The sequence below is a fragment of the Sulfitobacter mediterraneus genome (assembly GCF_016801775.1).
Taxonomy (GTDB): domain Bacteria; phylum Pseudomonadota; class Alphaproteobacteria; order Rhodobacterales; family Rhodobacteraceae; genus Sulfitobacter; species Sulfitobacter mediterraneus_A.
The window spans coordinates 1,286,810-1,301,023 of sequence record NZ_CP069004.1 but is presented as its reverse complement, the minus strand read 5'-3'; the positions used below and the strand labels follow the sequence as shown (position 1 = coordinate 1,301,023).

Sequence of the window (14,214 nt, the reverse complement as noted above, 5' to 3'; positions counted from 1 at the left end):
CCGTAGCGTCCATCAACCCAGACGACAAATAACAATAGGAAACGTGATGCTGGATCAGACGACCAAAGGCCCGATTGCCCAAATTCAAGGGCTTCGCGTGGAATTTCAAACAAAAGATGGCCCTGTGGTCGGCGTTGAAGATGTCAGTTTCGACATCAATCCGGGCGAAACGGTCTGTGTCGTGGGCGAATCTGGCTCCGGTAAATCGGTCTCATCGCTGTCTTTGATGCGGTTGGTCGAATATGGTGGCGGAGAAATTGCCGGGGGGCGGCTGTTGTTTGACCGTGCCCAGGGCGGCGAGGTGGATCTGGCGCAAACCAATCAGCCAACGATGCGCCATATTCGCGGCAATGAGATCGGGATGATCTTCCAAGAACCGATGACGGCCCTGAACCCGGTGTTCACAGTGGGCAAGCAGTTGACCGAGGGTCTTCGCTTGCACAAGGGCATGAACAAGTCGCAGGCCGAAGCGCGGGCGCTGGATCTGCTCAAACAGGTGCGCATCCCCGAGCCGGAGCGGCGTTTGCAGCAATACCCTCATGAATTGTCAGGCGGCATGCGCCAGCGTGTTGTGATCGCCATGGCGCTGGCCTGCGAGCCGCGCCTTTTGATCGCGGATGAGCCGACAACGGCATTGGATGTGACAATTCAGGCCGAAATCCTTGCCTTGATGGACCGATTGAAGCGCGAAACCGGCACGGCGGTGATGTTTATCACCCATGATATGGCCGTTGTGGCACAGATGGCCGACCGTGTGGTGGTTATGTTCCGCGGCAACAAGGTAGAAGAGGGCACGGTCGAAGAGATTTTCGAGAACCCGCAGCACCCTTATACCAAGGCGCTTTTGGCGGCGGTTCCAAAACTGGGCGAGATGACCGGCAAGGCCTATCCCGAGCCGATGAAACTGATGGGCAGCGAAGACAAGGAAATCCTGCCGATCAAGGGATCGGACGAGGTTTTGCTGACGGTCAAGAATCTGACCACACGTTTTCCGGTGCAGGGCGGCTTTTTCCGCCGGACAATCGCCAATGTGCATGCGGTCGAGGATGTCTCATTCTCAATCAACAAAGGCGAAACGCTGAGCCTTGTGGGCGAATCCGGTTGCGGTAAATCCACCGCGGGCCGGTCCATTTTGCGGCTGGTAGAGCCGCAAGAGGGTGAGATCGACCTTGGCGGCAAAGACATCATGGCGTTGAACCACCAGCAGTTGCGCAACGCGCGGCTTGATATGCAGATGATCTTTCAAGATCCCTTCGCCTCGCTCAATCCGCAGATGCAATTGTCCGATCAGGTGGCCGAACCCATTCACAACTTTGCCACGCTCAAGGGTGGGGACATCACCAAACGGGTCGAGATGCTGTTTGACCGGGTGGAGCTGCCGCGCAGCTTTATGCGTCGCTTTCCGCACGAACTGTCCGGGGGACAACGCCAACGTGTCGCGATTGCCCGTGCGCTGGCACTGAACCCCAAGTTGATCATTGCGGATGAGGCTGTCTCGGCGCTGGACGTGTCGGTGCAGGCGCAGGTGCTGAACCTGATGATGGAGCTGCAACAAGAGCTTAATCTGTCGTTCCTGTTTATCAGCCACGATATGGCGGTGGTCGAACGTGTGAGCCACCGCGTGGGCGTGATGTATCTGGGCCGGATTGTCGAGATCGGAAAGCGATCTCAAGTATTTGAAAACCCACAGCATCCTTACACCCAAGCCTTGATGAAAGCGGTTCCCATCGCCGACCCGCGCAAACGTAAGGACGAGAAGGATCTCAACTTCAAGCCGATCCCTTCGCCGATCCATCCAATCAGTTACAGGCCGCAGAAATCCATCTACCGGCAGATCGAACCGGGCCACGAGGTGTTGCTGACCGACAGCGGCTATTGATCCCATGCGCCTGACGCAGATCACACCCTTTGTGCCCTGCACCAACCTGGCGGCGCAGACCGGGTTCTATCGCGACGTGCTGGGGTTTACCCTGGGATTTGAGGCAGACAATTACGCCTTTTTGCGCCGGGATGATGTTGCGGTTCGATTGGTCGAGGTCAGTGCGGGGGTAGATCTCAAAGATCCTGCCCGCGAGGGATCATTCTACATAGATGTACAGGGCATTGACGCGCTTTATGCCGACATGAAACCCATGCTGGACAGGCTGCCGGCGGGCCGGGTGCGCGCCCCCTTCAACCAAGATTATGGCCAGCGTGAATTCCACGTGGCGGACGAAGACTGCACCCTGGTCTTTTTCGGAGAAGGAATAAACTCAAATGGCTGAACGGCTTTCCCCCTTCGCCCTGATGGAAAAACTCATCAGTTTTCCCACTGTATCGCGTGACACCAACATCCCGCTGGTCGACTGGGTGGCCGATTACCTGGACAGCCACGGCATCGAGAGCCATCGCTATGTTGATCCGGAGGAGCCCAAGCATGCGCTTTTTGCCCATGTCGGCCCTTGGGAAGAGGGCGCAATCGTCCTGTCGGGTCATACTGATGTTGTGCCGATTGACGGGCAGCCCTGGGACACTGATCCGTTCAGCGTTGTGGAAAAAGACGGCAAATATTACGGGCGCGGCACCTGCGACATGAAAGGGTTTGATGCGCTGGCCCTTTGGGCCTTGGTCGAGGGGAAATACATGGGGCTGAAACGCCCGTTGCAGATCGCGTTGAGTTTTGATGAGGAAATTGGATGCACCGGGGCGCCGCCGATGATTGAGGCGATGCAGCCTGTGTTGCCCAAGGGGTCTGCCGTGATCGTGGGGGAGCCGTCAACCATGCAAGCGGTGACCGGCCACAAGGGCGGCACCGGGTTTGACACGCACGTGGTGGGCTTTGAGGTGCATTCCTCGCTGATGCACACCGGGGTCAACGCGATCATGGCCGGGGCCAAATTGATCGAATGGGCCAATGAAATGAACACTCAAAGCATGGCGCGTAAACCCACTGCCATTGCCGCGATGTTTGATCCGCCGTTCACCACCAGCCATGTTGGCATGATCGAAGGGGGAACAGCCCATAACATCACCGCCAAGGACTGCAAATTCGCCATGGATTTCCGCGTGGTGCCGGGCGAGGATAAAGATGCCTGGAGTACCGCCTATCTCAAGAAAGTGCGCGAGGTCGAAGCGCAGATGCAGGCTGTTGTGCCCGAGACTTACATCGAGGTCACACCACGTTTTGATGTGCCGGGGCTCAAGCCCGAAGACAATGGCGAGGCCGAAACATTGGTGCGCCAGATCACCGGTGACAATGCCAGTCACAAGGTCAGCTATGGCACTGAGGCCGGGCAGTTCCAAGAGGCCGGATATTCGGCGGTGATCTGCGGGCCGGGGGATATCGCGCAGGCGCATCAACCCAATGAGTTTATTGAGATATCTCAGTTCAACGCCGGACATGACTTTATGAAGAGCCTGCTGTCGCGGCTGGCCTCTTAAGGCCCGAACAGTCACCAATGTCCGCCTTCCCGTTCCGCGCCCCGATACCGCAACGCTTTGCCGGGCCCGTGCCTGAGGCGGCGGATGTGGTTGTCATCGGTGGCGGCGTGATCGGGGTGACCACCGCGCTTTACCTGGCGCGGAGCGGGCACCGGGTGGTCCTGCTTGAAAAAGGGCGCATCGCCGCCGAACAATCCGCGCGCAATTGGGGGTGGATCAGGCAACAGGGCCGCGATCCCGACGAACTGCCGATCATGATGGAGGCAATCGGCCTGTGGCAGGATCTGGCCGCCGATTGTGCCGTTGACATCGGGCTGCATCAGGGCGGCGTGACCTATTTTGCGGAGACCGAGAAAGACCTGTCCGGATTCGCCAATTGGCAGTCGTTGGCGGCGGATCACGATCTGGACACCCGTATGTTGTCCTCGCGTGAGGCGGCGGCGATGTTTCCCGATATGGGACAGCGTTACAAAGGCGCGATGGTGACGCCGTCTGACATGCGGGCAGAGCCATGGCTGGCGGTGCCCGCCCTGGCGGATCTTGCGGCGGCGGAAGGTGTAGATATCATTGAGAACTGCGCGGTGCGTTGCCTTGATCTGGCGGCGGGCAAAGTGGCGGGCGTCGTTACGGAAAGCGGCCATATCGCTGCGCCGCGTGTGGTTTTGGCGGCTGGCGCGTGGTCATCACTGTTTCTGCGCAATCACGGGGTGTCCCTGCCACAGCTTTCGGTGCGCGAAAGCGTTCTGTCGACCGCGCCCTTGCCGCATCTGTGTGAAGGCGCGGCTGCGGACAGCAAAGTGGCGTTCCGGCGCCGGGCCGATGGCGGCTACACCTTGGCGCCCTCTGGCGTGACAGAGCTCTTCATCGGTCCAGATGCCTTTCGCCATTTCGGAAAATATCTGCCCCAGCTCAGGGCCAATCCCTTGGGACAATCCTATCATCTTGCATCGCCAAAGGATTATCCGGATGGTTGGGGGACCAAACGCCGCTGGACCGCAGATGAGCAAACCCCGTTTGAGCGGATGCGCATTCTCGACCCTGCGCCCAACATCAAAAAGCTGGACCGTTTGGTGGAAGATTTTGTCGCGCTTTTCCCGGCCTTGCCTGAGGTCAAGGTCACGGCCCGCTGGGCAGGGATGATCGATACAATGCCTGATGTGGTGCCTGTGGTGGACCATTGTACTGAGCTGCCGGGGCTGGTGATCGGCACGGGCATGTCCGGCCATGGGTTCGGCATTGGTCCTGCGATGGGGCGTGTTTTGGCGGCTCTGGTCACTGGCGATCCGCTGGGGCATGATCTGACAAGGTTTCGCGCAGCCCGATTCACCGATGGCAGCGCGATCCGGCTGGGCCCATCTGTTTGAGCCCGCCAATTTAGGGGGACATATGCCAATTAAGAACCGTTTTGCCGAAACTCATGCCGAAATCACCGCATGGCGCCGTCACTTGCACCAATATCCAGAACTGCAATTTGACGTGCATGAAACCGCGAAATTCGTTGAGGAGAAGCTGAGGGAATTTGGCATCACGGACATCACCACCGGCATTGGCCAGACCGGCGTTGTGGCGGTGATTGAGGGCAAGACCAACACATCGGGGCGCACAATCGGGCTGAGGGCCGATATGGATGCACTGCCGATCGAAGAGGCGACGGGCCTTGAGTATGCCTCCAAAGTTCCCGGCAAGATGCATGCTTGCGGCCATGATGGCCATACCGCGATGCTGCTGGGGGCGGCGCAATATCTGGCGGAAACCCGCAACTTTGATGGCCGCTGTGTTCTGATCTTTCAGCCTGCCGAAGAGGGCGGCGGCGGTGGCAATGAGATGGTCAAAGACGGGCTTATGGAACGATGGTCAATTGATGAGGTCTACGGCATGCACAATATGCCGGATTACCCGGTGGGCAAATTCGCGATCCGCCCCGGTGCCTTGCTGGCGGCGACGGATCAATTTGACATCGTGATCGACGGGCAGGGCGGTCATGCCGCCGCCCCCCATGAGGCGGTTGATACCAATCTGGCGGCGGCGCATGTGGTGGTGGCGCTGCAATCCATTGCCAGCCGCAATGTGGACCCGATCAAACAGGTGGTTGTCTCGGTCTGCACCCTGCGCAGTGACACCGACAGCCACAATGTATTGCCGCAAACCGTACGCCTGCGCGGCACGGTGCGCAGCTTGGATGAAGACGTGCGCGATCTGGCCGAACAGCGGCTGCGCGATCTGGTGACGCATACCGCTGCGGCCTATCAATGCCGCGCCGATATTGACTATGAACGTGGCTATCCCGTGACGGTCAATCACGACAAAGAAACCGTATATGCCGCTGATGTTGCTGAAAAAATTGTGCCGGACGTCTGGCGCGACACGCCGCCGATCATGGCCGGAGAGGATTTCTCCTACATGCTGAATGCGCGTCCGGGAGCCTATATCATGATTGGCAACGGCGATGGCGCGACGGTGCATCACCCGATGTATGATTTCAACGACGATGCGATTCCGGCGGGCTGTTCATGGTTTGCCGAAATGGTTGAGACTCGTTTGCCGTCAAACTGATCCTACATATCAAACAGAGGCGGATGAAACCGCCTAAACAAGAATAAAAGGAAGACACCCAATGCCCGTAAAGAATCGATTTGCCGAATTGCATGATGACATCACCGCATGGCGACGTGATTTGCATGAACACCCCGAAATCCTGTTTGAGACCCACCGGACCTCGGCCACCGTGGCCGAGAAACTGCGGGCGTTCGGCTGCGACGAAGTGGTCGAAGGCATCGGGCGCACCGGTGTTGTGGGCGTGATCAAGGGCAAATCGACCGCGTCTGGCAAGGTGATCGGCCTGCGCGCGGATATGGACGCGCTGCCGATCCATGAACAGACCGGTGTTGAATATGCCTCCAAGACGCCCAATGCGATGCATGCCTGCGGCCATGACGGGCATACGGCGATGCTTCTTGGCGCGGCGCAATATCTGGCGGAGACCCGCAATTTTGACGGCACGGCGGTGGTGATCTTTCAGCCCGCCGAAGAGGGCGGCGGCGGTGGCCGCGAGATGTGCGAAGACGGGATGATGGACCGTTGGAACATCCAAGAGGTTTACGGCATGCACAACTGGCCGGGCGTGCCGACGGGCAAGTTCGGTATCCGCTCGGGCCCGTTCTTTGCGGCGACCGATCTGCTGGATATCGAGATTGAGGGCTTGGGCGGCCATGCGGCCAAACCGAACGAGACAATTGATACAACCGTTGTCGCCGCGCATATCGTGACCGCCCTGCAGACCATTGCCTCGCGAAATGCCGATCCGGTGGGCAGCATCGTGGTGTCGATCACATCCTTTGAAACCTCCTCAAAGGCGTTCAACGTGATCCCGCAGCGGGTCAATATGCTGGGTACGGTGCGCACCTTGTCCAATGAGCTGCGCGATCTGGCGGAAAAGCGGGTGACGGAGATCTGTGAAGGCATCGCCACGACCTTTGGCGCGACTGCAAGAGTGAACTATAAACGCAACTATCCGGTCATGGTAAACCACGAAGAACAGACAGAATTTGCAGCTGAAGTCGCGCGGTCCGTATCTGGAGATTGTGACGAGGCGCCGCTGGTCATGGGCGGCGAAGATTTCGCCTTTATGCTCGAAGAGCGGCCCGGCGCCTACATCCTTGTCGGCAATGGCGACAGCGCCGCCGTGCATCACCCTATGTACAATTTCAACGATGAGGCAATCCCGGCGGGATGCAGCTGGTGGGCGGGCATCGTTGAGCAGCGCATGCCTGTGATGAACTAAGCGGCGGGCGCTAACCCTGCCAAAGCGATTGGTAGACGGCATCAATGCCGTCTGCCTCTGCCTTGGCGCTAAAGCTGTGAAGCGCCACGTCACGGGCCGCAGCAGCGGCGTTCTTACGGTCCAGCATTTCCTGTGCGGCAAAAGCGGCGGCTTCAGCATCTTGCAGCGGGACAATGGCACCGACGCGCCCCTGCGCGGAAAAATTGCGATAGTATCCTGTTTCGCTGCCCACGAATGGCACCCCTGACGCGAGACCTTCCAGCGGCACCATGCCATACCCCTCATAGCGCGGCAGTTGCATCACCAGTGACAGGGACCGCATCAGCATGGGCAACCTGTCCGCTGCAATCTCGCCGGGAAAGAGCAGGCGATCGGCCAGTCCGGCGGCGGCAACCTTGGCTTTCAAGTCTTTGAGATAGCTTTCGTATTTCCCGCCAGCCCGGCCAATGACCAGAGCTACCGTTCCGGGCCGTTCAGGCAGCAGGCGCAGCATTGCATCGACAAAAACATCGGTGCCTTTTTCAGGCCGGATGCGCCCGATGGTCGCGATCCCCGAGGTGCCGCCATAGCCGAGATTGGCCCATGCGGCGGCGCGATCCTTGGCGGGATAGAACGCCTCGGTATCGACCCCATGCGGCACCACGGCGCGCACGTGGGGCACAAATTCGGCGGCTTTATCCGTAGTGGCAATCACCGCGTCCATGCGGCTGATCAGCCAGCGCGGATAGGCCGAATGCAAGCGTTGCGCGGCGGAGGTAAAGACGATCTTGATCGGCGCGCGCCGGATATCGCGCAACCAGATGGCGCTGCGCATTTCGGGGTTCCGCCGCACATGCCAGATCGCGAATGGGCGGTCCTCGGGCGCGGTGCGGGACATGGCATGGGCCGCACCCGGCGTGACCGGATCAGGGCAGCCGGGCAGGGGGTGTCCAACAAAGGTCAGATCATAGCGCCGCCGCTGCTGGCGGATCACATTGGCGGCTGTGGCCGAAACACCGGTGAAATTCGGGTTGTAGTTCGTGACAAAGACTTCAGCCATCTGCGCCAAGATCCAATGCTTTGATCAGGCGCTGCGCGATGCTGTCCAGCTTGTCGGTTTGCGCGGCGGTAAAGGAGGCAGCTGCATTTTTCATGGCAGTCCGCCGTGTCTCGTTGTCAAGCAGTTCAGCGATGTGTGCGGCGAGATCCTCGGCTGCCTCGACCAAACGGGCAGCGCCATTTTTTTCCATTTCTTCATAGGTTTCGGCAAAATTCTTTACGTGATGACCGGACAAAACCGCAGCGCCTGATTGTGCCACTTCAAACGGATTGTGCCCGCCGATGGGGTGCAAAGACCCGCCCAGAAACACCAGATCACTGACGGCATACCAACTGCCCAATTCGCCCATGGTATCGGCCAGAAACACCTGTCCGCCGGGCATGTCGCCTGCGGTTCTGCGGGTCATGCTGAGGCCGGATTGTACGATCATCGCTGCCACCGCATCGCCGCGTTCGGGATGGCGGGGGGCGAGGATCAGGCACAGATCAGGGAACCGTTTGAGCAAAGCCTGATGCGCCGCCAGCACCGTTTCCTCTTCGCCTTCATGGGTCGAGGAGGCCACCCAGACCGGCCGATGCCCAAGCGCGGCGCGGGCCTCAAACAGGAGGTCTTCGTCCACTGGCAGCGGGCCTGCCATGGATTTAAGGTTGATCCCTCGCGCCACACGATCCGGCGGCGCGTTCATCGCCACCATCGCCCCGGCCATTGCGTCGTTTTGAGTCAGGATCAGCGAAAAGACATCAAAGATATAGCGGGCGGTTTTGGGGAACCTGCGCCATTGCGCGATGGACCCTTCGGACAGGCGGGCATTGACCAGTGCCATACTGGTGCCACGCTCATAGGTCCGGCGCAGCATTTGCGGCCAAAGTTCGCTTTCCACAAACACCGCCGCATCGGGGCGCCAATGGCGCAGAAACCGTTTCAGCGGGCCGGGGGCGTCCAGCGGGGCAAATTGATGTACCGCGCGGTGCGGCATGCGCTGCGCCAGGAGGCGGGCCGATGTGGCGGTGCCGGAGGTGATCAGAAACTGCGCATTCGGCAAAGCCTTGCCCATGCGGTCAATCAACGCCAGCACAGACAGGCTTTCCCCGACAGAGGCGGCGTGAAACCAGATCAGCAGGCCAGAAGGATCGCGCGGTTCTGTGGCATGGCCCAGCTTTTCATGGGCGCGGTCCACTGACAGTCCGGCATCGCGCAATTTGCGCACTTCACGACGGGCAAAGAATGGCACAAGCAACATGCTTGCCCCCACCCAGGCACGATAGAGAAAGGGGGCAGGCATGGAAGATCAGCCGCCTGTATGGCTCATGTGGCGCGACATCTGGCCATCGGCGCGCTGGCGCGAATAGTCAAAGTCATGGCCCTTGGGCTTGCGTTCAATCGCGGCGCGGATCGCGGCCTCAAGCGGGGCGCTGTCAGTGGGATGGGCCCGCAGAGGGCCGCGCAGGTCGGCGACGTCCTCCTGCCCCAAACACATGTAAATCTCGCCCGTGCAGGTGATACGCACACGGTTGCAGCTTTCACAGAAATTATGGCTCAGAGGGGTGATAAAGCCGATCTTCTGGCCGGTTTCCTCAAGGCGCACGTAACGCGCAGGTCCGCCGGAGTTCTCCGCCAGATCTGTCACCGTGTAATGTTCGGCATAACGTGCGCGGACATCGTCGAGGGACCAATATTGTTCCAACCGGTCTTCATTGCCCAGATCGCCCATCGGCATCACTTCGATCCAGGTCAGATCCATGTCCCGCTCGGCGCACCACTTGGTAATTTCGGGCAGCTCGTCTTCGTTGAAACCTTTGAGCGCCACAGCATTGATCTTGACCCGCAGACCGGCTTTTTGCGCCGCATCAACACCGCGCAAAACCTGCGCCAGACGGCCCCAGCGCGTGATTTCGGCGAATTTGCCTTCGTCCAGGGTATCGAGCGAGATATTCACCCGCCGCACGCCTGCGGCATAAAGATCACCCGCGAAACGCTCCAACTGGCTGCCGTTGGTGGTGAGCGTCAGTTCCTTGAGCGTTCCAGCCTCAAGGTGACGGCCCATCGCATTGAAAAACGTCATGATGTCGCGGCGCACCAAGGGTTCTCCGCCGGTGATGCGCAGCTTTTGCACGCCCAGTCCAACAAAGGTGGAACACATGCGGTCCAGTTCTTCGAGGGTAAGCAGTTCCTTCTTGGGCAGGAAGGTCATGTTTTCCGACATGCAGTAGACACAGCGGAAATCGCAACGGTCCGTGACAGAAACCCGCAGATATGTGATTGCGCGCGCGAAAGGATCAATGAGAGGTGCGTTCATGGGTCATAGGTAATGCCCCGCCTATTGCGGGGCAAGCGCCAATTGGTTGATTGCCGGTCCGAAGGGCCGGGGCTAGAATGGCAGGATGAAGCCGTTTGCCCTGATCAGTTTGTCCTGTCTTATCCTCGTCGGTTGCGCTGGCGTGATGGACAGGATCGGAATCTCCATGCCCGGACCGGGCAAACCGGATGCGGTGGCTGATGACGCGCCGCTTGATCCTTTTGTCCCCAGTGATCCGGCGTCGCAGAGTAATATCTTGACCCCGGAAACCTCGGCGCCGCCGCCCGCGCCAAGCGCCCAATCGGCAGAAGCATTGGACACCACCACAGCAGAGCAACGCGCCGCCGCTGTTGCCCCCCCTGCCGCGCCCACCCGCGATCTGGGGCGCACCGTGGCCAGTCTGGGCAGCCCAACAGAGCCCGGATTATGGTTGAAAACACCCTTGGTCAAATCCGAGGCGCAAGGACGGGTGACCAATCCCGCCAATGGCAAATCCTCTCTGGTGACCTTAATCCCCTTGGATGGACCCGCAACGGGCGGCAGCCGGATGTCACTGTCTGCCATGCGTTTGATCGGCGCGTCCTTGACTGACCTGACCGAGGTCACTGTCGCGCTGGAGGGTTAACGGCCCGCTTTTTTCAGATGCCGCATCGCTTCTTTCACTGCGAAAGGCTTCATGACATCCCCGTGGGCCTCGACAAAGGCGATGGTGCGGGCCGGATCATGGCGCGACAGGTCGCGCAGCCACCAGCCGATGGCTTTTTGGATAAACCACTGATGATCTTTAACCAGGGCTGCGGCCCAGCCCAGAATTCGGTCCCGAGCGGCCAATTCATGGGGTTTAGGGTGGTTCTGCTTGGTCCAGGGCAAGGTCGAGACAAACGCCGCACGCCGTGTCCACATGTGATCGGAGGCAATCCAGGTTTCGACCTCGTCTAAACGTGCGGGGCCAGCCACCAAACGCTTTTGCGCAGCCATAGAGGCGTGATCGGCGATCGCCCAGCTGTCAAAATCAGGGGTCCATGATGCAATCAATCGCCATGCGGGTGTGTCATCGGGGCGCAGTCGGGCCTGGGTTAGCAATTTGGCCGCTGCCAAACGCCCTTCGAAAATATCGGTCTGCCAAAGCGCATCTGACAGTGCGACCCGTTCTGCCAGATTCAGCTCGGCCCGCCAGGACTTGGTCAGCGCGTCAATTTGCGGGTTGGCCAGGCCAAGGTATCGGCGGTCAGCCTTGTGATACTTGCGCATCTGCACGGCGCGTTCGGGGTCTGACAGCGCCTCCAAGGCCTCAAGGTACGGATCAATCATCAGACGGACCAAGAATATGGGTTGGCATCCCGTCAATGGTGCGCTGGTTGCGGGTGTCCCAATAGGTTTCGATTTCCGCGGGGCTTTTGTCCAAGGTCCATTTTTCCAAGGTGTCGCGCGGGCCTTGGTGGTCATAGTACGGCACGGCATAGCCGCAGCTGGTTTGCACAAGGTCGATCTGCAGGTCGTAGATCTGCCTTGCGCCGTCTGAGGGTGGGAAGAGCTTGTTAAATTCGGCGAATTCCACATCACGGGGGTGCAGGGTGCGGGCCGTGCCGTAGCAGCGCAAAATCATCGGGCGCTTTTCAAATCCGCACCACATCAGGGTCATGCGATTGACCCGTGCCAAATGACCGGCGGTTTCATTGCCCGATCCCGTCAGATTGCGCCAGATGATCCGGTTGGGGCCAAGCACCCGCAGGCTGTCCATCCCTTTGGGCGAGATATTGACACGTCCGTCCTGCGCCGCACTGCCACAAAAGAACATGTGCTGCGCGGCGATAAAGCTGCTGTGATCGTCGCTGAGGGCGTCAAATTGCTTGGCCATTACTCCACCGTGACCGATTTGGCCAGATTGCGCGGCTGGTCAACGTCCGTCCCCTTGGCGACGGCGGTGTGGTAGGCCAGCAATTGAGCCGGTATCGCATAAAGGATCGGGGTGAGTGCATCGCTTATTGAAGGCATCTCGATGCTCGACCAGACTCCTTCATTGGCCTCGCTCAAGCCCTTGTTGTCGGACACCAAGATCACTTTGCCTTTGCGGGCCATGACCTCCTGCATGTTGCTGACCGTCTTGTCGAAGAGCGGATCACGCGGGGCCAGCACCACCACCGGCACGTTCTCATCCACAAGCGCGATGGGACCGTGCTTCAGTTCACCTGATGCATAAGCTTCGGCGTGTATATAGCTGATTTCTTTTAATTTAAGGGCACCCTCAAGAGCGAGAGGATACATGTGGCCACGCCCCAGAAACAGCACATCTCGGGCCGAGGCCAGTTTACGGGCCGCATCGCGCAGGGCATCGTTTTGCTCTAGCGCGGTGTTCAATACGGCGGGCAATCCGCGCAGATGGCTGATGTGATCCGCGATGGCGGCGTCATCCAGAGCGCCGCGGTCTTTGGCCGCCTTCAGAACAAGCAGGAACAACACTGTGAGCTGGCATGTGAACGCTTTGGTCGAGGCCACGCCAACCTCAACACCGGCAAAGATCGGCAGCGCCAGATCGCTTTCGCGGGCGATGGAGGATTCCGGAACGTTGATCACTGATGTGATGGTTTGCGCCTTGCCCTCGCAATAGCGCAGGGCGGCCAGGGTATCGGCAGTCTCGCCTGACTGGCTGACAAACAGGGCCAGGGTGCGATCAGGGATCGGCGGTTCGCGGTAGCGGAATTCGGAGGCCACATCGACCTCTACGGGCAGGCGAGCAATTTGCTCAAACCAATATTTCGCGGTGAGGCAGGCATAGAATGCCGTGCCGCAGGCGACCATAGTGATGCGGTCTATCTTGCTGAAATCAATGCCTTTATCTGGTAGGTTAATCTCGCCTTCGGCGGTGATATATTGCCGCAGTGCATCCCCGATCACACCGGGCTGTTCGGCGATTTCCTTGGCCATAAAGTGCTTGTGCCCGCCCTTGTCGATGCGGGTGCTGTCGATCTGGATGGTACGGATCGCGCGATTGGCCAATGCGCCGTTTGCATCGGTGATTTCGGCGGAGTTTCGTGTGATGACCGCGACATCGCCTTCTTCAAGATAGGATATCCGGTCTGTCAGCGGCGATAGGGCAATGGCGTCGCTGCCGACGAACATTTCGCCCTCGCCATAGCCCAACGCAAGAGGTGATCCCTTGCGGGCTGCAATCATCAGATCGTCATGGCCGTCAAACAGGAAAGCCAAGGCGAATGCGCCATCCAGCCGGGCAATCGTGCGTTTTGCCGCCTCAACCGGCTCATGACCCTGAGACATATAGTGCTGCGCCATAAGAGCGACGGTTTCGGTGTCGGTCTCGGTGATGAATTTCACACCGTTTTCCGCCAGTTCGGACCGCAATTCGCGGAAGTTCTCGATGATCCCGTTGTGCACCACGGCAACTGGACCGGCCTTATGGGGGTGTGCGTTGTTGATCGTCGGCGCACCGTGGGTGGCCCAGCGGGTATGGCCGATGCCGGACTTGCCCGCCAGCGGTTCGTGCACCAGCAGATCGCTGAGGTTCACCAGCTTTCCGACTGCACGGCGGCGGTCCAATGTGCCGTCGTTCACCGTTGCGATACCGGCGCTGTCATAGCCACGATATTCCAGCCGTTTGAGAGCCTCTACAAGTATCGGCGCTGCTTCGTGGTTTCCCAGTACCCCTACAATTCCGCACAT

General features: G+C 59.4%; 13 protein-coding genes. 7 read left to right on the top strand and 6 right to left on the bottom strand.

The features are described from left to right. Positions 1-46: 46 nt before the first annotated feature. The 6 genes from JNX03_RS06370 to JNX03_RS06345 all read left to right on the top strand — a co-directional run bounded on the left by JNX03_RS06370 (position 47) and on the right by JNX03_RS06345 (position 7,201). Positions 47-1,879 carry an ABC transporter ATP-binding protein gene (locus JNX03_RS06370; protein ID WP_203211565.1) on the top strand — a complete coding sequence of 611 codons (1,833 nt, stop codon included), beginning with the start codon at positions 47-49 and terminating at the stop codon, positions 1,877-1,879. 4 nt (positions 1,880-1,883) lie between these two features. Beyond that, positions 1,884-2,264 carry a bleomycin resistance protein gene (locus tag JNX03_RS06365; RefSeq protein ID WP_203211564.1) on the top strand — a complete coding sequence of 127 codons (381 nt, stop codon included), beginning with the start codon at positions 1,884-1,886 and terminating at the stop codon, positions 2,262-2,264. Then, positions 2,257-3,420, top strand: a complete 1,164-nt coding sequence (gene argE, locus JNX03_RS06360; RefSeq protein WP_203211563.1) for an acetylornithine deacetylase — start codon at positions 2,257-2,259, stop codon at positions 3,418-3,420. Before JNX03_RS06365 ends, argE begins: the two co-directional genes overlap by 8 nt. 17 nt (positions 3,421-3,437) lie before the next feature. Continuing rightward, positions 3,438-4,784: an NAD(P)/FAD-dependent oxidoreductase gene (locus JNX03_RS06355; protein ID WP_203211562.1), complete on the top strand. Its 1,347-nt coding sequence runs from the start codon at positions 3,438-3,440 to the stop codon at positions 4,782-4,784. A 22-nt stretch (positions 4,785-4,806) separates the two neighbouring features. Beyond that, a complete protein-coding gene (locus JNX03_RS06350) occupies positions 4,807-5,973 on the top strand; it encodes a M20 aminoacylase family protein (RefSeq protein WP_203211561.1) in 1,167 nt (388 codons plus the stop codon). Between the two features lie 61 nt (positions 5,974-6,034). Beyond that, positions 6,035-7,201: a M20 aminoacylase family protein gene (locus JNX03_RS06345; protein WP_203211560.1), complete on the top strand. Its 1,167-nt coding sequence runs from the start codon at positions 6,035-6,037 to the stop codon at positions 7,199-7,201. A gap of 10 nt (positions 7,202-7,211) precedes the next feature. Here JNX03_RS06345 and JNX03_RS06340 read toward each other — a convergent pair whose 3' ends face one another. The 3 genes from JNX03_RS06340 to moaA are packed head-to-tail and all read right to left on the bottom strand — an operon-like array spanning position 7,212 to position 10,536. Then, on the bottom strand, positions 7,212-8,240 hold the full coding sequence (locus JNX03_RS06340) for a glycosyltransferase family 4 protein (RefSeq protein ID WP_203211559.1): 1,029 nt from the start codon (positions 8,238-8,240) through the stop codon (positions 7,212-7,214). After that, positions 8,233-9,522 (bottom strand): 3-deoxy-D-manno-octulosonic acid transferase, encoded by a 1,290-nt coding sequence (locus JNX03_RS06335; protein WP_203211558.1) that lies wholly within the window; start codon positions 9,520-9,522, stop codon positions 8,233-8,235. The genes JNX03_RS06340 and JNX03_RS06335 overlap by 8 nt, the downstream gene beginning before the upstream one ends. Positions 9,523-9,528: 6 nt before the next feature. Then, the gene (moaA, locus tag JNX03_RS06330) at positions 9,529-10,536 is read right to left on the bottom strand and encodes a GTP 3',8-cyclase MoaA (protein ID WP_203211557.1); all 1,008 of its coding nucleotides are present in this window, start codon (positions 10,534-10,536) and stop codon (positions 9,529-9,531) included. 85 nt (positions 10,537-10,621) lie between these two features. On the opposite strand from moaA, the gene JNX03_RS06325 reads away from it, so the two are divergent. Continuing rightward, positions 10,622-11,161: a hypothetical protein gene (locus tag JNX03_RS06325; protein WP_203211556.1), complete on the top strand. Its 540-nt coding sequence runs from the start codon at positions 10,622-10,624 to the stop codon at positions 11,159-11,161. Here the strand turns inward: JNX03_RS06325 and JNX03_RS06320 are convergent. From JNX03_RS06320 to glmS, 3 genes are read right to left on the bottom strand one after another with little or no spacing between them, the layout of a single operon-like run. Next, the gene (locus tag JNX03_RS06320; RefSeq protein ID WP_203211555.1) at positions 11,158-11,847 is read right to left on the bottom strand and encodes a DNA alkylation repair protein; all 690 of its coding nucleotides are present in this window, start codon (positions 11,845-11,847) and stop codon (positions 11,158-11,160) included. The genes JNX03_RS06325 and JNX03_RS06320 overlap by 4 nt on opposite strands. Then, entirely contained in the window at positions 11,840-12,394 is a 555-nt protein-coding gene (locus JNX03_RS06315; protein WP_203211554.1) for a pyridoxamine 5'-phosphate oxidase family protein, read from the bottom strand. Before JNX03_RS06315 ends, JNX03_RS06320 begins: the two co-directional genes overlap by 8 nt. Further along, positions 12,394-14,214 carry a glutamine--fructose-6-phosphate transaminase (isomerizing) gene (glmS, locus tag JNX03_RS06310; protein WP_203211553.1) on the bottom strand — a complete coding sequence of 607 codons (1,821 nt, stop codon included), beginning with the start codon at positions 14,212-14,214 and terminating at the stop codon, positions 12,394-12,396. Before glmS ends, JNX03_RS06315 begins: the two co-directional genes overlap by 1 nt.